This is a genomic window from Lysinibacillus sp. CTST325, from assembly GCF_054665055.1.
Window position 1 is genome coordinate 131,210 of sequence record NZ_BAAFHO010000002.1, and the last position, 18,802, is coordinate 150,011.

At 34.4% G+C, this 18,802-nt stretch carries 19 protein-coding genes and 4 pseudogenes; 10 read left to right on the forward strand and 13 right to left on the reverse strand.

The features are described 5' to 3' along the window. Positions 1–60: 60 nt before the first annotated feature. Positions 61–732 (forward strand): DUF3885 domain-containing protein, encoded by a 672-nt coding sequence (locus ACYQ73_RS06070; RefSeq protein WP_460012305.1) that lies wholly within the window; start codon positions 61–63, stop codon positions 730–732. 950 nt (positions 733–1,682) lie between these two features. Here the strand turns inward: ACYQ73_RS06070 and ACYQ73_RS06075 are convergent. The 3 pseudogenes from ACYQ73_RS06075 to ACYQ73_RS06085 all read right to left on the reverse strand — a co-directional run. Beyond that, a pseudogene (locus ACYQ73_RS06075) lies at positions 1,683–1,748 on the reverse strand (glutamine amidotransferase); the annotation flags it as partial. Beyond that, positions 1,742–1,951, reverse strand: a pseudogene (locus tag ACYQ73_RS06080) (DNA-binding transcriptional regulator); the annotation flags it as partial. The pseudogenes ACYQ73_RS06080 and ACYQ73_RS06075, both read right to left, overlap by 7 nt. A gap of 31 nt (positions 1,952–1,982) precedes the next feature. Further along, positions 1,983–2,304: pseudogene (locus ACYQ73_RS06085) on the reverse strand (recombinase family protein); the annotation flags it as partial. A gap of 23 nt (positions 2,305–2,327) precedes the next feature. On the opposite strand from ACYQ73_RS06085, the gene ACYQ73_RS06090 reads away from it, so the two are divergent. Continuing rightward, positions 2,328–2,546 (forward strand): hypothetical protein, encoded by a 219-nt coding sequence (locus ACYQ73_RS06090; protein ID WP_460011648.1) that lies wholly within the window; start codon positions 2,328–2,330, stop codon positions 2,544–2,546. Between the two features lie 83 nt (positions 2,547–2,629). Here the strand turns inward: ACYQ73_RS06090 and ACYQ73_RS06095 are convergent, their stop codons facing one another. Beyond that, complete coding sequence (locus tag ACYQ73_RS06095) at positions 2,630–3,886, reverse strand: MFS transporter (protein WP_460011649.1); 1,257 nt, start codon at positions 3,884–3,886, stop codon at positions 2,630–2,632. A 117-nt stretch (positions 3,887–4,003) separates the two neighbouring features. Between ACYQ73_RS06095 and ACYQ73_RS06100 the strand changes: the two genes are divergently transcribed. After that, a complete protein-coding gene (locus ACYQ73_RS06100) occupies positions 4,004–4,213 on the forward strand; it encodes a DUF3885 domain-containing protein (RefSeq protein ID WP_460011650.1) in 210 nt (69 codons plus the stop codon). 144 nt (positions 4,214–4,357) lie between these two features. On the opposite strand, the gene ACYQ73_RS06105 is transcribed toward ACYQ73_RS06100, so the two are convergent. Further along, positions 4,358–4,801, reverse strand: a complete 444-nt coding sequence (locus ACYQ73_RS06105; protein ID WP_460011651.1) for a hypothetical protein — start codon at positions 4,799–4,801, stop codon at positions 4,358–4,360. Positions 4,802–5,185: 384 nt separating this feature from the next. Then, positions 5,186–5,788 carry a LysE/ArgO family amino acid transporter gene (locus tag ACYQ73_RS06110; RefSeq protein WP_460011652.1) on the reverse strand — a complete coding sequence of 201 codons (603 nt, stop codon included), beginning with the start codon at positions 5,786–5,788 and terminating at the stop codon, positions 5,186–5,188. A 107-nt stretch (positions 5,789–5,895) separates the two neighbouring features. Between ACYQ73_RS06110 and ACYQ73_RS06115 the strand changes: the two genes are divergently transcribed. Further along, a complete protein-coding gene (locus tag ACYQ73_RS06115) occupies positions 5,896–7,323 on the forward strand; it encodes an aminotransferase-like domain-containing protein (protein ID WP_460011653.1) in 1,428 nt (475 codons plus the stop codon). 189 nt (positions 7,324–7,512) lie between these two features. Here the strand turns inward: ACYQ73_RS06115 and ACYQ73_RS06120 are convergent, their stop codons facing one another. The 4 genes from ACYQ73_RS06120 to ACYQ73_RS06135 form a co-directional block, all read right to left on the reverse strand. After that, on the reverse strand, positions 7,513–7,929 hold the full coding sequence (locus tag ACYQ73_RS06120; RefSeq protein WP_460011654.1) for a YjdF family protein: 417 nt from the start codon (positions 7,927–7,929) through the stop codon (positions 7,513–7,515). 344 nt (positions 7,930–8,273) lie between these two features. Continuing rightward, entirely contained in the window at positions 8,274–8,876 is a 603-nt protein-coding gene (locus tag ACYQ73_RS06125; protein WP_460011655.1) for a CPBP family intramembrane glutamic endopeptidase, read from the reverse strand. A 394-nt stretch (positions 8,877–9,270) separates the two neighbouring features. After that, positions 9,271–9,462, reverse strand: a complete 192-nt coding sequence (locus ACYQ73_RS06130; RefSeq protein ID WP_460011656.1) for a hypothetical protein — start codon at positions 9,460–9,462, stop codon at positions 9,271–9,273. Positions 9,463–10,425: 963 nt separating this feature from the next. Then, positions 10,426–10,626 (reverse strand): hypothetical protein, encoded by a 201-nt coding sequence (locus tag ACYQ73_RS06135; RefSeq protein ID WP_460011657.1) that lies wholly within the window; start codon positions 10,624–10,626, stop codon positions 10,426–10,428. Positions 10,627–11,349: 723 nt separating this feature from the next. On the opposite strand from ACYQ73_RS06135, the gene ACYQ73_RS06140 reads away from it, so the two are divergent. From ACYQ73_RS06140 to ACYQ73_RS06150, 3 genes are all read left to right on the forward strand, one after another. Then, positions 11,350–11,649 (forward strand): hypothetical protein, encoded by a 300-nt coding sequence (locus tag ACYQ73_RS06140; RefSeq protein WP_460011658.1) that lies wholly within the window; start codon positions 11,350–11,352, stop codon positions 11,647–11,649. A 17-nt stretch (positions 11,650–11,666) separates the two neighbouring features. Next, positions 11,667–11,939, forward strand: a complete 273-nt coding sequence (locus tag ACYQ73_RS06145; RefSeq protein WP_460011659.1) for an O-methyltransferase — start codon at positions 11,667–11,669, stop codon at positions 11,937–11,939. 67 nt (positions 11,940–12,006) lie between these two features. Further along, entirely contained in the window at positions 12,007–13,182 is a 1,176-nt protein-coding gene (locus ACYQ73_RS06150) for an oxalate decarboxylase family bicupin (RefSeq protein ID WP_460012306.1), read from the forward strand. Positions 13,183–13,230: 48 nt separating this feature from the next. Here the strand turns inward: ACYQ73_RS06150 and ACYQ73_RS06155 are convergent, their stop codons facing one another. After that, entirely contained in the window at positions 13,231–14,382 is a 1,152-nt protein-coding gene (locus tag ACYQ73_RS06155) for an MFS transporter (protein ID WP_460011660.1), read from the reverse strand. A 101-nt stretch (positions 14,383–14,483) separates the two neighbouring features. Here ACYQ73_RS06155 and yeiL point away from each other — a divergent pair, with 101 nt between their 5' ends. Further along, entirely contained in the window at positions 14,484–15,146 is a 663-nt protein-coding gene (gene yeiL, locus ACYQ73_RS06160) for a transcriptional regulator YeiL (protein ID WP_460011661.1), read from the forward strand. A gap of 6 nt (positions 15,147–15,152) precedes the next feature. On the opposite strand, the gene ACYQ73_RS06165 is transcribed toward yeiL, so the two are convergent. Further along, entirely contained in the window at positions 15,153–15,443 is a 291-nt protein-coding gene (locus tag ACYQ73_RS06165; RefSeq protein WP_460011662.1) for a hypothetical protein, read from the reverse strand. Between the two features lie 360 nt (positions 15,444–15,803). On the opposite strand from ACYQ73_RS06165, the gene ACYQ73_RS06170 reads away from it, so the two are divergent. Beyond that, positions 15,804–16,784: a diaminopimelate dehydrogenase gene (locus ACYQ73_RS06170; protein ID WP_460011663.1), complete on the forward strand. Its 981-nt coding sequence runs from the start codon at positions 15,804–15,806 to the stop codon at positions 16,782–16,784. A 478-nt stretch (positions 16,785–17,262) separates the two neighbouring features. Here the strand turns inward: ACYQ73_RS06170 and ACYQ73_RS06175 are convergent. Then, positions 17,263–17,765, reverse strand: a pseudogene (locus tag ACYQ73_RS06175) (GNAT family N-acetyltransferase). 380 nt (positions 17,766–18,145) lie between these two features. Here ACYQ73_RS06175 and ACYQ73_RS06180 point away from each other — a divergent pair. Beyond that, on the forward strand, positions 18,146–18,649 hold the full coding sequence (locus tag ACYQ73_RS06180) for a GrpB family protein (protein ID WP_460011664.1): 504 nt from the start codon (positions 18,146–18,148) through the stop codon (positions 18,647–18,649). Positions 18,650–18,802 lie beyond the last annotated feature (153 nt).

An 18,802-nucleotide genomic window follows, 5' to 3' on the forward strand; every position in this document is an offset into this window, starting at 1 on the left:
GCAGGTTAGTGTAATAATGATATTAATAAAAAAACATTAGAAAGAATGGAGTGAATGACGATAGATTTAGGTCAATATTTACATAATGCTTTCCCAGGACTTACTTTGGCACCTAGTCTTTATCATCAATGGGATATAGGTATTCACTTTGAATTAGGGACTGGGATTTATCAACTTAAAGATGATGGTAGTCTGAATCACGAAAGGTTTGACTGTGTGTACAGTCAAGCATTGTCTATTTTCAACGAACTTTTTTCTGATTTGGATGAAATTTTTCTAGTTACGAATGTTTATCAGCATTGGTCTGATGAAATTAAGAAAAATCGGATAAAGGTTTATGATCGCTATATAAAAAAAAAAGATTTAAAATTCCATTTAAGACAAGAAACTTTGCCGTATGTATTTGATGCTGAAGAAGCTGACGATTATTATACTTCTCGATTTTCCTTAAAGTGCCGGAAACAAGATTTTAAATACCCATTGCTTATTAAAGCAGTATGTAATGAGGATTTCCCCTTAAAACCTAGATTAGATAAAAAATGGGGATCAGGTTCAAACTATCCAGATGTGTTTTTTATAAATATGACTAAAAATGTAATCTTTTTTATTTATGATGATAGAGGATGCGAGGTCATTGCAACTAATAAAGAAACCATATATCCTTTATTTAAAAAATACGGCAATTGGATTGATGAATACTCACGAGTAGAAATTATTAAACGTTTTAAATAAGAGTGTCATTATTTAATTCTTACTTCTATAATCAATTTCCTAGGAAAAGTTGTACATACTTTTTGTTGCACTAACAGATGCATTAATTAACGATCATTGAGTTGCATATGCAGCTCTTTTTTTATTGAACAAACAAAGCAATTTAGTTCAATGAGGAAAAAATTACAGATATAAAATATAGCAATACATTGTTAAGATTTGATAGGTCAAGTATTCTATGGAAAGAAATTAGAACGGGAGCGTTTCTCCAACAAGGAGAGACTTTTATTACTAAATCAATTGAATTAAAATATAGCTTCTACAAGGGTTGAAGCGTTTGTGTTTTTGATGAAACTTCAATAGAAACTATTGTTGAACTAAAGGATGCAATAGTTAAACAAGGTGTTGCAGCGGCAACATCTTTTTTCTAGCTGTGCTAACGGTGGAGGATAGTTGAAGAAGGTATAATCAAGAATATGAGGAACACGAGGTGAAAAGTAATGTATCAATTCCAACACGAAAGACAAAGAAAAGAAAAAATATATAAGGTATATGTCATTTTATTTATTATATGTGTATTGATAAATGTAATTTCATTCTTTGTAGGAGGTAGTATTCTTCGAGGAATAATCTGTCTTTTATTTTTTTCTATTGTTCTTCACTATGGTTTACGAAAGAATGTTTGGGCGGGATTAATCGTAAAATGTATAGTGTGGATGAATCTGGTTTTATTGTTTATTATATTTCTCAATATGTTAATGTACTTTACTCAACTAGTTGAATAAGCGGTTGTTAACGTTATTTGAGTATAATAAGGGGTAGCGTCAGGAAAATGCGGATTTACAACGATAAGGAAATTCCAAATTTAAAAGCCCAACTTCTCCGCAAAACAAAATAGAGAAAGTGAGCTTTTCAGTTACTTCATTATTTTTATTTGAACTAATATAAAACTGCTAAGTTGATTTTTTAGTTCAGCTATTTATTGAATTCATTAACTGGAAGAAGTATTCAGGTTTATGAGTCTTATTTAGTTTATATTGATCTTCGCCACTTTTTGGTAAAGAATTTTTAAAGAGTATCCGTCAGCTACGGCCTGCTCCAACTCCTTCAAGAAAGGTTCCATAGAGAGGGAACTTAATCGACTTATTACTTCAAGACTGGTCAAATGTTGGTTTATCTTTGTTTCCTGCTCTTGATTTGAATATTTGCTTAGCTTTGAAATGGCCCTATTTAATCCCTTCACGCTGCCGCATACGGATAAGATCACGTTATAATTGGTTTACACCCGCCATAACCGTAATTAAGAATTGGCTGTAGGGATTATCTTCTGATAAATCTAGCCATGTTTCTTTTAAGGATTTTAAATTTGCCTTTTTACTCCGTATGTTATCGATTAATTCAAATAAATCTTGTGTACTACGAGTAATCCGTAACATAAATGATGTCACCTTTTTCTATATCCTCTAACATTTTTTGAAGTTGCTCACGATCTTTTGTTGCTCAGGAAACTTTTTCTTCAAAAATAATATCCATTCCGATTTCGTTCAGTTGCTGAAATTGCCTTGAAGGATTCTGGCTAGTTTGTTCAACAATTAAAAGGCATTGTAAGTGAGACAATGCTTCAAAAATCTGCAACTACTGACGAGCTTCCTAAAATTTACGCCGTTCAAAGTGCTATGATATCACTCTTATTCGGTATTTCATCATTAAGTTTCGGAGCAATTGCAGAGCTTTGGGATGTCAGGGTAACATTTATCCTTGCAGCAACTTTGTTAGGACTTGGCACTCTATTTGCATTAATTCACCGTCGCGATTTTATCGTTACAACTGAATAATATGCTAAAAAACGATTGGACACTTGCCCAATCGTTTTTTTTGATTCTTCTAGAAATGAGCTTAATACTTTAAATTAGTGAAATCATTCTACATTACTATTCATACTAATCGTTTTTATTTTACTGAGTTTCACACCAAGTTTTCGAAACTTAAGCAAATACAATGCCGGTATTGCTAGTACGAATACTCCAATTCCAAGTGCAATTCTTGATGATGAAAATTCTGGAATAGCACCAGCTAAAAACGTTCCCAACATTGTAGATAAACCACCTATAACATATGTAGCGCTTTTTACCCTCGCTAAATAGTTATTTGGTGTAATCCCTTGATGCACAGATATTTGGACCACAAATGCCATTGATAGTGCACCATCAAATATTATCATTCCTAAACACATTAATATAAAGTTTTCTGTTGAAAAAATAACAAAAACGCCAAAAGAAGTGATAATCAGTAATGAACAAAGTAGTAATAGCCAATTCCTATTTTTAAACCATTTCATTATTAAAACGCCTATAATATTTCCAATACCGGCACTTGATAATAAAATACCTATGAGTTCTTCAGAAAAATTTAAAGATATCCTTGCATGGAGTAGAATAGTTAGAACAATAAATACTGTAGAAAAGCCTAACGTACTTAAAACAATAGTATTAATTAATTGTTGCGTATTAACAATAAGGTATTTCAGTCCATCTACCGTTTGCCTGAAAAAGTTTGCTTTTTTCTCTTTAGTTGCCATTTCAATACTTTGTTGGGGTTGTATTTCTCTATTTCGAACTAACGAAATAAAGAGAGCTGATAATAAGGACAACGTAGCACAGATACTTAATGTTATGAATGATCCTGTTTTGGCTAATAAAAAACCACCAATTGCCGGTCCAATTAAAGTGACAATCGCATCGGCAGCTTCTAAACTCGTATGGGCTTCTAATAACTTTTTTCTTCCTGCAACACTAGGGATCATTGTCGAAAAAGCAGTACCACTAATTAAAGATACTATACCCATAAAGAATAAAACAAAGGTGATTACTGCAACGTTTAATTGTTCTAATGTTATCAAATAAGCAAGTGTGAAAATACCAATGCCATAGATAAGATGACAAATCCTAGCTACTCGGACTTTGTTTTTCTTCTCTACCCATGTGCCTATAGGAATCGCAAGTAATACTGTTCCAAGTTGTTGCGAAAGTGCAACCAGTCCTGTTACTAAAGGGGAATTAGTTAAACCCAACACAATTAATGGTATAACTAGTTCTCTGAATCTTCCATTCAAAATGGATAGTAAATTAGATAACCACATTGACGAGAAATCTTTATTAATAATATTTAACCTCATAATGATTTACTCCTATATATGCAAGCTATTCGATAAAATGGCCCGATTGACGAACATTTGTATACTCACCATTAAAGTCTGTACCCTACCGGGAAATACTTGAGGGGATAGGGAATTATGAACAAGGAAAAGAAAGAACCTTCTATTGGACAATTCGTGTATTATATTAGTACAGATAAGGACTTAATATTTCATTTGTATGATGATAGAGGTTGTTTAATACATTCTAAGGATGTTGAGAAATTGTTGCCTTTGTATCATACATATAATAATTGGCAAGTTGATTATTGGCGTGATTACTTTGATGACATTTTCAAGAAGGCATAATCTTTTTCATTTGACAAAGGGAGTGTGAGTGTTTGAACATTCGGTAAACTTATTATAGGGAAGCATCTTCGTTTGAAATAAAGTACCTCCAATTTTTGTGCTTCCCTATATTAGATAAATAAAGGGTTATGAATCCTACAAAATTTACGAAATGAAAAATCCTACTATATAATGACTAACAAAAATTGCAACATAAATTAAAGTAATATAAGGTTGATAATCAATATAAAATTCTTTATGTGTTAACCTAAATTTATGGGGAATTAAAACCCAACTAATATAGTCAATTATTATTGAAAGTGTTGTCCATTGGGTAACGGTAATAAGCATAAATTCTTTTACATTATCCGTTTCAACCCCTTTACTATATAGCCATAGAAAAATTGGAAATATTATAACATTGTAAAGAACCTGGTAGGGTCTAGATTTAACATAAACAGGTGATTTCAAAAAAGCCGTTCCTGCCTGTTTCGCATTTTGAACACCAAAATATTTATTGGAGATTAACATATGTATAAAAACAACTAACGTTGCGACTGTATAAGCAAGTAACATCCATAAAAAAGACATACCTAAATTATTAAACAATTAACTTCACCTAACTTTCGTAATCTAACAAATTATACCAATACTGATTTAGTATATTATCCGATATAATCAAGTAATTGTAAATGAAATATTCCGAAAAATAGACAATGTTACTTGTGTTACTTCGATACCTTAACACTAAGTGGTGGAAACTTTTAAAACTGCTCTGCTCCGTTAGTTGAATAACGGATAGAAAAATTTACAGATACTATAAATATACTTATATATCTTTAAACATATATAAAAGCTGAACTACTATCGAAATTAGTTCAGCTTAAATTGCATATGTTGCACATTGTATTTAGGATTGGGAAATATAAGAGCCTTACTCAACTCTTGGCTTTTAATAAAAACCAGTATCCTGAGCGTTTTTTATGAAATAGATTACAATAAACCACTAACAAGGTAGAGAGCGGTTCCCCAAATAAAAATCGCTGAGCATTTATTAAATATATTCATAAGCTTCCCAGTGCTATCAAGTCTTTTCAAGGATGCTCCAGCAATGATAAGACCGAAAAACCATAACCAAGAAATCAAAACACATGCTGCAGTGAACAACATTTGCTCCGTCCCACTATATTTTAAAGCACTCGTCCCGATAACACCTATTGTATCTAAAATGGCGTGTGGATTTAAGAGAGAGACAGAAACCGCAAATAATATTTGTTTCTTTACAGGAAGTGCTTCGTTATTATCGGCAGATGCAGAATTTGAGCGCCAAATTGTATAGCCCATATAGAGTAAGAACAGTATCCCAACACTCATCAAGGTGATACGTAGCCACTCAAATTGCAACACAATTATAGATAAACCAAATACCGCAAGTAGTATCAGAAGCGTATCACAAATTGAGGCAGTGATGCTGGCGGGTAAGGCACGAACTAGATGGGGCTGTGTTGCACCTTGGGAAAAGACAAAGACATTTTGTACGCCAAGGGGCAAAATAAGTCCAAATGCTAAAATCATTCCATGTAGAAATGCTTCCAATGAAATACCTCCTTTCACTAAACATTCTAAATATGTTATAACTAAAAGAAAACGACCAATTGGATGGTTTTTTAGCCACCCAATTTCGAAAGTTTGAGGTGATACGAATGAGCTGGCAGCCAAGTAGACAGGGCGAAATGACATTACAGCAGCAAATTATTCAGTGGATTACTGAACATATAGAACGGGGAGATTGGGTGGCAGGAACAAAGCTACCGACACAAAGACAGCTAGCTATGCAGTTTGGGGTCAATCGTAGTACTGTTCAGCAGGCGTTAGAGGAGTTAAAAGCAGCAGGAATATTGGAATCGAAGGTAGGATCAGGTATTTATGTAGCACAAAATTCATGGGATTCATTAATTACACAAACACAACCAAATTGGCAAAAGTACATAGACACAAGTCTCCATAAGCCTAATTATCATACTATTCAATTAATCAATGAATACGAGCAGCGCGATGATGTCATTCGATTGGGAACTGGGGAGCTAGCACCAAGTTTATTACCGACCGTTGAAATTGAAAACTCATTGAAAGAGCTCTCTTTGCAGCCGAAAGCTTTAGGCTATTCATCACCACAAGGTAGCGATAAACTTCGAGAAGCGATTTGCGAATACGTGAAAAAAAGGGGGATCCATGTAAAGCCCCAAAATGTTTGTATCGTCTCAGGTGCACTACAGGCATTGCAGCTCATTGCTGTTGGACTGCTTGAGCAGGGTTCTATCGTATTCCAGGGACAGACTTCTTATTTAAATTCAGTCCATCCTTTCCAGTCTGTCGGTATGCAAATGATAGCTATCGATCGTGATGAACAGCTCGTACAAACCTTGGCCCAAAAGAAAAGAAAAAGGCAAGCTGTATTTTATGCTGTTCCCACTTTAAACAATCCGACTGGTGGGGTTTGGACGTCGTTTGAAAAAAGGCAACTATATCAAGCGTGTAAAGCGTCTCGCATTCCCATCATCGAGGATGACGTCTATCATGAATTGCTCTTTGAAGCGGCGACGGATCCAATTAAATCAATGGATGATAGCGGGCAAGTCCTTTATATTGGGAGTGTTTCGAAAACGCTAAGCCCCGGACTTCGTATTGGCTGGTTAATCGGTCCAACTACAGTGATTGAGCGATTAGCAGATATAAAAATGCAAACAGATTACGGATCAAGTGCCATCTCACAGGAAATTGTGCTGCATTGGTTGCAATCTGGGAAGTATGAAAATCATATTAAGAGTTTGCGGAAAGAATTATTACAGAGGGCCAATTTTATTGATGGTATATTGCAGGAGAATTTTACGGGAATTGCCAGTTGGGAAAAGTCGAAAGGTGGCTTTTATATTTGGCTAAAGTTTCATGAACCAATCGTCGATAAAGAGTTATTCACCAAGCTATTGCATCGACAAGTTCTCATTAATCCTGGCTATATTTACGATCCGCAAGATACGCAGCATATTCGATTATCATATGCTTATGCAACATATGAAGAGTTGGAAAAAGGATTAAATATCCTATTTGAAATTGCAGGAAAGAAAAAATGAAGGTTTTAGGTAGATTCCAAAAGAAATCCCCATTGTGTAATCATGATGGGGATTTTTCATTCTTAAAATAATAAGAAGAATACATAAATTATGACAGCACTAGTGAAAGTGGGAGATAAACTTTCGGAAGTGTAGCCTGAACCCTAATAAAAAAACTGACAACATCAGTTGTCAGTAAAAAGAATGATATTACCTACCTTTATGTTTATTTTTAGACTTTTGAACTTTGATATTCCGAATATATTCTTTGCGTTCTTCTTTAAGTCGTTTACAGGTAACAGATTTTTCTTTTTTTCTAAGTGCCAATTCTGCTTTTATAGCTTCTTCGGCCTTAGAGGTGATACTTGGATTTCTTAATTCTTTTGCAACTTTTCTTTGAAGCCTTTTAGGGTTGATTTTCTTCATTTCAACTTGTTGGATAGGTATTCCATCATGTTTATCATTATTTTTGATAAAATCCAACAAATTCGTATTTACAAAATCATAGACTTCTTGATCTTTAGGTTCTTTTCCAAAAATAAACCGGTATGCTTTGTATTTGTTTTCGGAAATGTTTTCAATAAGCCCTATATAAAATTGGCCATCATAAAAAATGGTTAGTTTCATAGTAGGTCCCTCCTCATATTAAAATCGAATGATGGACATCCCGAGGAGGGGAAGGTTACTGACATCATATTTTTGATGCATCCGGACTACCAACCGAATCGTGTTTTTTCATTCAAATAGTATTATAAACGATTTGTTATTATTTGTAATGGAAAATTTATGATTCCGCTATAAATAGTAACAAGGAATATAAATGATTTATGATTGAATGCTTCGGGCGTAACCTTTTGAGTCAAGAATAATTCAAGTGAAAAATCTTGCATGAACCAATTGTTGATAAGAATTAATTTATCAAACTATTGCGTCGACAAGTCTCATTAGTCTTGTGTATATCTACGACCGTTTTAATGTTTAACTCTTATTAAATTGTATTTGAATAATAGTGTCATTCCGATATTCATCAAAAAATGCACAAGAAAAGGTACTAAAATATTGTTTGTTTCAAAATAGATCCATCCAAAAATTAAACTTGGAATGGTTATATTTATTAACATGATAGGTTTTTTGAAGTATTGAATATGCATCCCTATGAACAATAAAGTTGTTATTATTATTGCAGTCCACGGTTGTTCTAGAAATACAAGAAGTAAATTTTGAATAATTCCCCTAAACAAAACTTCTTCAAATAACGCCCCTATAAACATAAAGGCAACAATACTTAGCAACGAATAGTCTTGATAGCTTTGGTTAGTTTCATCCATGTATTTCGAGGGAATAAACAATGTTAAAATTACCCCAAACAAAAGTAGACCAAATGAAGTGAGAACTACGCTCATTACCATTGTGAATGGCTGATTGAATGATAGGAAATCTTGTATTGTGAATACATTATAAACAATTAAAGCGAAAATGATAGCTACACAAACGAATGTAAAAGAAGAGAATACAAAAATAGCGTCTTTCGGGCTAAAATCCTTCTTTATCTTTTTTGATTTGTCTTTCTCCATATCTTTCCTTCTTTCCTGATGCATAAAGAATAAAGAGATATTTTACCATAATATTTTTGCGAAAAATGCGATTGCTACTACTTTTCCGATAAATCGTCTTTTTTGAGAAAAAATCAGGTTAGTAAAGGAAACCATGGTATCATTCAAATTCATATTTTCTAGAATTAGTTAAGTGAGCGAAATGTTATGACAGGTGTTTTAAGTAATCCTAGGAAAGGTTGTTATCTGTGCTAGTGGGGTAAATTACACAAGGGGAGATATTCGGGAAATATAATATTAAAAGTGCCTAAACCCTAATTAGGGAAGTTCTCTTTTCTAGGATTGGTTTTGCTGACTTAATTCTACCAAGAAAAGGTCTTTCTTTTTATCGTTTTATCTATTTACACAAAATATTTTATACTCTCTTTTTTAATTGTCTATTAATGCTCACTAATAAGCTAATAATAATAGAAAGTAAAGTAACTATTATTAGCCCAATAGACATTATTAGACCATCTATATAATTAAGGAATCCTGCTGCGGCTAAAGCCAAAAAGCTGATGACGCTTAAAAATAAAGTAAGGGAAAAAATTTGGAAATAATGCATGTTATCCACCTCCTATTTTTTAGATATAGACCGGATTTTATTTAACTTCTTTCAGCAATTATTTTCTGTAGCGTCAGTTACAAATGTTTTATGTAACGTAAATAATTAATTTTTAATCCAAGTAAGTAATCTTACAATTTGAAATGGTTCATACCAAGTAATGATGAAACTACAAAAGAAAAATGTTAGTACAGGAAAAAACTTGTATTTCCTCTGTTCTCTTTTAAATATAGCACCAAGACTTAACAAAAAACTTATAAATAATAAACCGAATCCAGATATCATAAGAATCACAAAGTTGGTTGAATAAATGTAAGAGAAACTTAATAGAACAGCACCAATTACAGCGAAAATAATGGATAGTTTGCTAAACATTTAAAAGCTCCCTTCAGATAAAAAACTCGATTTCCAATTTATTGTAACAAAATTAAATTAATCAAGGTTAGCAATTTCACATTTGAAGAGTTTTAAAAAATCATCTAAGTTAATAAGTTCCCAATGAATAGTATGTAACCAATTATTCCAGAGAGTATTAATGTTAGAACCATCGAAACAATGCCCCTAGTAAGGGTAAACATATTTTTTACATCCTTCATTCCTATAAGGGCTAAGAAAAAAGAAAGTATTGTTAATAGTAATACAACACTCAATGGATGGAAATGAAAGTGTGAGACAAAGAAACTTTTTAAATTTGCTGAGCTAGTACTTACTATGAAGAAAAAAATTATACAACATAAAGACATTAAGAATGACAACAAATTTATATTCATTACCATACACTACCTCTTTTTTACATAACTTAAACGAAATTTATATAAATTATGTTTCACACTCTGGGATTTATAAATCTAAATAGAGCCGCGAGTCCACTAATAGGGAAGACATTCTAATGAACATTTTGAGGAAAGAAACGAATAAAAAGGTCATTCGGCTGGAAGTGACCCAAAGTTTAACTATAAGAGACTATTTAAACTTATCAACTTTCTTAACTTTCATTGAAGCTACTTCTCCGCAATTCGTACAAATAGTCAAAATTAGTGGAGAACTCGAAAAATGGAGCATATCGAGCTTAATGGGTTTTACTTTTGCCATAGATCCGCCTAATTCACCTTGTGCGAAGGAATCACTACCACAAGCCTTACAAACTAATTTATTATTTTCCATGTTACCACCTCGTTATGAAATATATGTAAATTTTAACATAGAAATAGCCGCAGTGTCATCATAAGCTACAGTAACCAAATGAACAATATGAGTTTTAAATGAAAAAAAAGAACGATTAAAACTTCGCTCAAAAAAATAATTTATTTATTATTTAGGTCTAGTTACTTTTTTAAAATTTAAATTTGTTGAATATGCCACTGAGGAAAATGAAGACAGCCTTTAGTAAAGCAGGAATAGATACTCCGTTTATCGGTACAACTCCTTATTTTTATCTTTATTATAATATGAAATGCCGCGGCCTTTGCACATACTACAGCTCAGATTTGAAAGAGAATAAACTTACATTTGATGATTCATAAGCGAAGGGTTTTGCGGACCTCAGATACTACTGGATATATCTAGAAAATTAAAATAAAGGTGGGATAGCAAACTGCAATGACGTTTGGGGCGATGCATAAGGTAAGCTATCCCGAAGTAAATATATGTAAAAGCAATTGATAACATTCCAACTGTAAATATGATTAAAAAGGGAATATAAAATGAGATGGGCTATTACTAAACAAGCATTTTAGGGAGGCGTCAGGTTAAAACCGTTTACATAAGTAGCGATTACTTTGAATATAAAAACGTACCTCTATTTAGGGATGTGATGTTTAACAAAGGAATTTTAAGAAAAAAGCGAATATGATTAAGAATTAAAAATCTAAAGGGTGGTTTGTAATTATGTTAACGAAATATCGCTCCAATACATATATTCCGGAAATGGTGAAGGCAAGTAAAATGTTAGCCCATAGACATGATTTCGAGTATTCTTGCTCAGATGAGGCAGGAAGATTGTTGTCAGTGTTTGTTGGTCAAATCACACATGGGACAATTCTTGAAGTCGGGACTGGCTACGGCGTAAGTAGTGCTTGGATTCTTTCTACCATTGCACCAAACGTACAGTTTGTCTCAGTGGATCGTGCAAAGGAAAAATCGATGCTACTACTCAAACAATTCGTCATCAGCAGGCAGAATTTTTAGTAGGTGACTGGAAAGAAGTGATAGCAAAAGGTCCTTTCCAGTTTATTTTTGCTGATGCAGCTGCTGCTAAAACAATTGAAGGCGAACAACTATTGGACGCATTAGCTGTTGGAGGTATGTTAGTAATGGACGATTTTACGCCAGAACAACATTTTCCAGAGGAATGGAAAGGGAAACCAGATAAGGTCAGGAACTTTTGGTTAAATCATCAGGAATTAAGAGCTACAGAAATTTATTTAACAGCAACATCCTCTGCTATCCTAGCAACTAAGCTGAAAGGAAAAGAATAATCCAAGTAAAGAATCCATACATATTTAAATAACGATTTCTTTATGAAGAGGTGAATCATTGGAGAACATGCCAGATGGCTATTCTTATGTTCCGCAGCCTATTCGGAAAGATGGTGCAGGGTGGGTGGATAAAGGGCCGAGAGATATTATGAGGGATCTGGAAAATCCTGATATGCTTGTCCCTCCAAAAACAGATGCTGGACTTGTACCGAATTTGAAATTCTCTTTTTCTGATACGCATATGGTTTTAAAAAATGGCGGTTGGTCTCGAGAAATTACTGTTCGTGATTTGCCAATTGCCACTACATTGGCAGGTGTCAATATGAGTTTGACACCAGGAGGAGTACGTGAGCTGCATTGGCATCAACAAGCTGAATGGTCGTATATGCTTCTTGGTCATGCACGTATTACAGCGGTCGATCAAAATGGGCGTAATTTTATTGCCGATGTAGGACCGGGGGATTTATGGTATTTCCCGCCAGGAATTCCGCATTCCATACAAGGTCTTGAAGATGGCTGTGAATTTTTGCTGGTGTTTGATGATGGGCATTTCTCAGATCTTAGTACATTCTCAATATCTGATTGGTTTGCTCATACTCCTAAAGATGTGCTGTCCTCTAACTTTGGTGTTCCTATGAGCGCTTTTAAACATATCCCGAAAGAACAGGTCTATATTTATCAAGATAAGGTTCCAGGACCTCTAGACACACAAAAAGTACAATCCCCATACGGTACAGTCCCTCAAACCTTCAAACATCGCCTGCTTGCCCAAACTCCTATTAAAACTCCTGGTGGAAGTGTTAGAATTGTGGATTCGACAAACTTTCCTATTTCTAAAAATATCGCCGCAGCGCTTGTTGAGATTAAGCCTGGTGCAATGAGAGAGCTGCATTGGCACCCAAATAATGACGAATGGCAATATTACCTTCAAGGGCAGGGGCGTATGACGGTGTTTGCAGCAAATGGTGTGGCTCGAACATTCGATTATCGTGCAGGAGATGTTGGATACGTGCCGTTTGCAAATGGTCACTACATTGAGAATACCGGTACGGAGACATTATGGTTCCTTGAAATGTTTAAAAGTGATAGATTTCAGGATGTTTCGTTAAATCAATGGATGGCCCTTACGCCATCTGAGTTAATTCAAAGCAATTTAAATGTTGGTCCTGAACTTCTTAATGTGTTAAGAAAGGAAAAGTGGCCGGTTGTAAAGTATCCTGGATTTTCTTATTATCCAAGATGAGCGTATAGATAAGCAGGTAGGAAAGAGATTCTTTCCCACCTGCTTATTTTAATATTGATATTTATTTCTAGTAGCAAGCAAAATACCGATTGCTGGAACAGTACAAATAAGCATTGCTGCAAATGATAGTCCAGGCGAAATCTCGTATAAATAGCCGCCTAAAAATGTAAGGATCGCTGTACTTAATCCCATTGCTAATGCAGAATAAATACCTTGTGCATTTGGAATTTGCTCCTTCGGCAATGTTTTTGTTAAATAGCTGATAAAAGCGTAATGCGCGAGCGCAAAAGATAGTGCATGTAATGTTTGAGAAGCGATAAATACCCAGACATTCGGGAAGAGGTAAATGAGTAGCCAACGTAATGATGAGCCACTTGCTGCTAAAAGTAATAAAGAAGATGAGCGCCATTTTTTAAATAGTGTATCAGCCTTCATAAAGTATAAGATTTCACAAATAACGGCGATGTTAATAATCATCCCCATGTAGAATGGGTCAACATGTAAATCACCTAAATAAATATAGCCGTAGCTGTAATAAGAAGCGTGTGCGCCTTGTAATAGGATTACGATTAATAAAACAATTGGGAAACCTTTCATAGTCCATAATGTTTTCATCGACAATGAATTTGCACGTTGTTCTTTTGTTGGTATAACGAGTAACTCTTTCGGTGTAGCCATTTGCTGCATCAACAGCATACCGATCAGGCCGACCACCATACTCCAAAAGATAATGTTATTGCCAAATGCACCTGTCAGCATACTAATGATTAATACTGCAATGACAAAGCCAAGGGAACCATAGGAGCGGCTTTTACCATAGTGTACATTTCCATGCTGGACGAGCGTTGCCGCACTACTTTCAACGGCAGGTAGCAGTGCTGGATAGAAAACGCTAAATAAAAGGGTCACAATAAGAAGCGAGATAAAGCTCGTGCTTAGTAAGTAAAATAAAGTTGTGATTAGGGCACCTATTGCTAAAATACTAACGAGTCGTTTATTATTCACATATTTTGCAAGAGTCGGGAAGAAAAAAAGATTTGAAGTTGCACGTGCTAAAAGACCACAGCCCATTACGATGCTAGCCTGTGAAACTGTAAGATGTTTGGCATCTACAAGCCAACCAGTCCAGTAAGGTAAGAAAATACCCCATGTAAAGAAAAATGCAAAGAAATTTTGAGAAAGCCATCGTTGATTGTTCATAAATTTTCCGTACCTCCAATTTAACTAAGTTGAATAATAGCACGTTCATCGGTACAATAATGTGAGATATCTCACATTATTTCGGAGGAGAGAGTAAAATAATGCATATACTGACAGCTGAGGAACGTTCATACTATCTTGATAAATATCCAATAGATGATTTTTTTTCTTTTGAAATTGATCCATTTTTAGAAATATGTAAGTTTGACAAAGGTGAATGGATTTTTCAAGAAGGGTCATTTCCAGATACGTTATATTACATGATCGAAGGAAAGGCGAAGCTATACATGACACATAAAAATGGTAAGGTCTCGCTTATCGATTACTTGGAAGCACCACGTTTTATGGGGGAAATTGAGCTGCTTAATGAGGCAAGATATACGAAGGGGATTCAGACAGTAACCGAGACGATTTGTTTTTCGATTACACAGTCCTGCAAAGAAAAGTTACTCACGGATGTATTATTTTTACGTAAACTTTGTGTGTTTTTAGGGGAAAAGGCGTACAAAATGACGTCAAAATATACACAAAATCAAGCATTTCCGCTTGAAAATCGACTGGCTGCATTTATTCAATTTTCGTCAGATCAAGGAATCTATAAAGAAAAACATACGGAAATCTGTGAATATTTAGGGGTTTCCTATCGACATTTATTATATGTACTGGCACAATTTTGCGAAGAAAAAATCTTAGAGAAGAAAAAGAATGGCTATCACATTATGAATGAAAAGCGTCTTGCCAAATTGGCACAGGAAATACTGTGAGGAAAACTACAGCTTATTGTATTCACTTTTTTTAATCAACCAGCGGGCAATCTCCTTGCCGCTATGGTAGAAGTTAACCTCATCGACTCGTTGGTTTTGTACGGAGATATTTAGGGTTTCGTCTATAACGTCAAAAGGTATAACCCTTATATATTGGTGTTTGTTAGGTGAAAATCTTTTGTACTTTGCCTTAGCTTCCATGTGTGCTTTAGCAGATTTTTGTGCATTTTGGAATGGACAAGCAAGTAATTCTCCTTGTTCCAATGTTGTGCTAGGTGAATAGCAATTACTTTTCATTCAACATGCCCCCTTTGTCGTTAGTGTTATTGTACAAGACATGCGGTCGGAATAGTCTTCATTTACAAGTCTTTAACGAAAACTTAAAGGTTAGTCAATCAATTATGCCTTGGCATAATAGCGTCCGTAGGCTGTAACTTCTTTCAAAGGATGTTAGTACATCCTCTGAAAGAAGTTACATTAGTAAAATGTAACCGTATTCATGCCATTAACGAATAGAAATCATAGAAAATTTGTATAATTTCAAGAGAAAAACACGTACTCAAACTATTGTGAATTTTCCTAACAAAACGTATTATTGTAATTAGATTTAACGTGAAAGGTTTCACAGAGTCACGTAATCGCGAGGAGGAATTTTTAATGAGTGCAATTCGAGTAGGTATTGTAGGTTATGGAAATTTAGGACGCGGAGTAGAGTATGCTATCTCGCAAAATCCAGATATGGAATTAGTAGCGGTATTTACACGTCGCGATCCTTCAACTGTAAAAATTGCAAGTAATGCAAGTGTATATTTAGTAGATGATGCTGAAAAATTCCAAAATGACATTGATGTAATGATTTTATGTGGTGGCTCTGCTACAGATTTACCAGAGCAAGGACCACACTTTGCACAATGGTTTAATACAATTGATAGCTTTGATACACATGCGAAAATTCCTGAGTTTTTCGAAGCAGTCGATGCAGTAGCTCAAAAATCTGGAAAAGTATCAGTCATTTCAGTTGGCTGGGATCCGGGTTTGTTCTCATTAAATCGTATACTCGGGGAGACAGTTCTACCAGTAGGTACAACTTATACGTTCTGGGGAGACGGTTTAAGTCAAGGTCACTCAGATGCTATCCGTCGCATAGAAGGTGTTAAAAATGCAGTACAATACACATTACCAATTAAAGAGGCTGTAGACCGTGTTCGCAATGGTGAAAATCCTGAGCTGACAACGCGTCAAAAACATGCACGTGAATGCTGGGTTGTTCTTGAGGAAGGTACGGATGCTACAAAAGTTGAGCAAGAAATTGTGACGATGCCAAACTATTTTGACGAGTATGACACAACAGTAAACTTTATTTCTGAAGAGGAATTTAAAGCAAACCACACTGGCATGCCACACGGTGGATTCGTAATTCGTAGTGGTGAAAGCGGCGCTAACGAAAAACAAATTCTTGAATTCTCATTAAAGCTTGAGAGTAATCCAAATTTCACTTCTAGTGTTCTAGTAGCTTTTGCACGTGCAGCTTATCGCTTAAATAAAGTAGGAGACAAAGGTGCAAAAACAGTATTCGATATCCCATTCGGTCTGTTATCACCAAAATCAGCTGCTGAATTACGTAAAGAACTTTTATAATATACTATTCAAAATACCGATTATCATATTATTTGATAATCGGTATTTTTCATCTTTAGAGTCAATTTTGTCAATTAACATATAGCATAAGAAAAACTGTCCACAATTTAACTCATTATAAAAAACTAGGGATGACACAATTAACGACTGGCACAATCGCTAAAATTCACCCTGTTTCTGCGTTTAAGTCACGTAGCATAGTTGTGACTTTTGTAAGTGGACTCATCGCTACAAATATATAGGGCAGATTCTTACACTAACTATTCGGGTACATACGTATAAAACCATCGCCCAACGGTTGTATTAGGAAGAATATATTCACGTTTTGAAAGTGGAATCCTTGATTATCGTAAGCCAACGGTTCTCTTAGCTTACCGGAAATCGGTTTTTTCTTTAACTTTTTAATATTAGAAGAATGACTTTTTCTTCTTAAGAAAGTGTGTACCAGAAACAGCATCATTCTGTCTACTTAATAAGCTTACTTTGCGTTAATAAAGTAAACTAGATGATCAGTCCATTTGTCGTCCTCGTATATGAATCCTTTCCTGTGCATTCATAAACCATTCCAACACCTTCTGCTAACTTTATAGATGCTATATTATCAAGGTTTATATGAGCTTCTATTCGATGATAGTTTAATTTTTCAAACGCTAGAGCAATAGCTGCTTTTACAGCCTCTTTACCATAACCTTGTCTCCAAAAGTGGTTATGAATTGTATATCCGAACCTGGCCCATTGAAATTCTTCCCTCATAATTGTCGAAAAGTCTATAAAGCCAATATGAGTATTATCTACTTTTCTAAACACTCCAAATACATATACCTTGTCATCCTCAGCCATCTGATGATGTTTACTAACTAAATCACGAAACCATTCTTTCGTACAGATGATCATATCTAATTTACCTTCATCGTATTTATGTTGAGAAGGTAAACGATTTTCATATTCGGTAAGCCAAGAAGAATAATCTCCTTCTTCCATTAATCGAATAACTAATCTTTCTGTTTCAGTTCTTATCTTCTGCAATCGAACACCTCATCTATCCTATTCTTATATAGTTTATTCGATACAAGGAAATTATCTCCTTCTTAATCAATTATGGCTCGGTTTCATTGATTTTATGGATTATAACACGACACTTTCATGGCCGAAGTGCAGCTACCATAAAAATTATTGTAAATCTTGCGAAGTACCTAGAGGAAATATTTCATCTTGGCGATAAGGTAAAAGTGGGCTATGATGGTAAAATAAAGGATATAGCCAACTGAAATTGCTACACTTACTATAAAGTAATTTAGTAATATCTACTAAAGTAGTTATATAATGTAACGTTGCTGCTTTGTAAATTGGGGGAGTTATATATGGAAAAAGTAAATTTTTTTAATAGTGAACTATTTCATGAAAATGCTGAGAAAACTTTTTTGATACACAAAAATAAAATAACAGATTTAATACCGGAGGCTGATATCCAGCATGTTGGTAGTTCAGCAATTCCTAATAGCATTACGAAAGGTGATTTAGACATCCAAGTACGTGTTAGTGCTGAACAATTTTCGAAAGCAGTAGAACTTCTATCTAATTTATATGAAAGAAATGATGAAAGCATCAAAACAAATACTTTTAGGGCATTTAAAGATGATACAACTAATCCTCCTTTAGGAGTTCAATTAACTGTAATTGATTCTGAGTTTGATTTCTTTTGGAAATTTAGAGAAGTTTTATTGGCAAATAATAAATATCGAGATGCATATGATAAATTGAAGAAAGAATACGAAGCCAAATCAATGGATGCCTATAGGGAAGCCAAAGATGTCTTTTTCCAAAGACTAATGGAAACTCCTGAGTTTAAGAAATATGATAAGTAATTTTTGAGCTGATTTTTACCATTCGTCGGTGGTAAAGAAACTTGAAAAAAGATAGTAACGGTAACATCAATTTGATAAACTCGGAGTAAAAAGTGGTAACTCCTTTCGTGATTTATTTAAGTAATAATTACGATACGTGAGTTTGCATTCTTG

What these genes read in the sequence shown, in the direction of transcription:
- ACYQ73_RS06090 (WP_460011648.1), top strand. Translation starts at nt 2,328, where the DNA reads ATGCTTCAAAAATCTGCAACTACTGACGAGCTTCCTAAAATTTACGCC.
- ACYQ73_RS06095 (WP_460011649.1), bottom strand. Translation starts at nt 3,886, where the DNA reads ATGAGGTTAAATATTATTAATAAAGATTTCTCGTCAATGTGGTTATCT.
- ACYQ73_RS06100 (WP_460011650.1), top strand. Translation starts at nt 4,004, where the DNA reads ATGAACAAGGAAAAGAAAGAACCTTCTATTGGACAATTCGTGTATTAT.
- ACYQ73_RS06115 (WP_460011653.1), top strand. Translation starts at nt 5,896, where the DNA reads ATGAGCTGGCAGCCAAGTAGACAGGGCGAAATGACATTACAGCAGCAA.
- ACYQ73_RS06120 (WP_460011654.1), bottom strand. Translation starts at nt 7,929, where the DNA reads ATGAAACTAACCATTTTTTATGATGGCCAATTTTATATAGGGCTTATT.
- ACYQ73_RS06125 (WP_460011655.1), bottom strand. Translation starts at nt 8,876, where the DNA reads ATGGAGAAAGACAAATCAAAAAAGATAAAGAAGGATTTTAGCCCGAAA.
- ACYQ73_RS06130 (WP_460011656.1), bottom strand. Translation starts at nt 9,462, where the DNA reads ATGCATTATTTCCAAATTTTTTCCCTTACTTTATTTTTAAGCGTCATC.
- ACYQ73_RS06135 (WP_460011657.1), bottom strand. Translation starts at nt 10,626, where the DNA reads ATGGAAAATAATAAATTAGTTTGTAAGGCTTGTGGTAGTGATTCCTTC.
- ACYQ73_RS06140 (WP_460011658.1), top strand. Translation starts at nt 11,350, where the DNA reads ATGTTAACGAAATATCGCTCCAATACATATATTCCGGAAATGGTGAAG.
- ACYQ73_RS06150 (WP_460012306.1), top strand. Translation starts at nt 12,007, where the DNA reads ATGCCAGATGGCTATTCTTATGTTCCGCAGCCTATTCGGAAAGATGGT.
- ACYQ73_RS06155 (WP_460011660.1), bottom strand. Translation starts at nt 14,382, where the DNA reads ATGAACAATCAACGATGGCTTTCTCAAAATTTCTTTGCATTTTTCTTT.
- yeiL (WP_460011661.1), top strand. Translation starts at nt 14,484, where the DNA reads ATGCATATACTGACAGCTGAGGAACGTTCATACTATCTTGATAAATAT.
- ACYQ73_RS06165 (WP_460011662.1), bottom strand. Translation starts at nt 15,443, where the DNA reads ATGAAAAGTAATTGCTATTCACCTAGCACAACATTGGAACAAGGAGAA.
- ACYQ73_RS06170 (WP_460011663.1), top strand. Translation starts at nt 15,804, where the DNA reads ATGAGTGCAATTCGAGTAGGTATTGTAGGTTATGGAAATTTAGGACGC.
- ACYQ73_RS06180 (WP_460011664.1), top strand. Translation starts at nt 18,146, where the DNA reads ATGGAAAAAGTAAATTTTTTTAATAGTGAACTATTTCATGAAAATGCT.